This is a genomic window from Brevibacillus sp. LEMMJ03 (assembly GCF_007197875.1).
In the GTDB taxonomy this organism is placed as follows: domain Bacteria; phylum Bacillota; class Bacilli; order Brevibacillales; family Brevibacillaceae; genus Brevibacillus; species Brevibacillus thermoruber.
Genome location: NZ_VKJN01000131.1, coordinates 1 through 221, shown reverse-complemented (window position 1 = coordinate 221; position 221 = coordinate 1). Strand labels below are relative to the sequence as shown.

General features: G+C 48.9%; 1 protein-coding gene. It reads right to left on the bottom strand.

Annotated features, from left to right (window positions below):
• The coding region (locus tag FOI68_RS23140; RefSeq protein ID WP_185974043.1) for an ATP-binding protein at nt 1-221 on the bottom strand (221 nt) is incomplete at both ends.

Here is a 221-nt window from a genome sequence, read left to right as displayed (position 1 = left end):
ACAGCCAACGCCACCGCCAGATGACTTTTTCCTACTCCGGGAGGCCCTAAGAACAAGACATTCTCGTGTCGGGTTACGAAAATCATCGTAGCCAACTCTCGAATCAACCGTTCGTCAATGCTGGGTTGGAAAGCAAAATCAAAATCCTCCAGCGTTTTTCGGTAAGGCAAGTGTGCGAGTTTGGTGCGTACCTCCATATTCCGTTTTTGACGTTCCGCTAT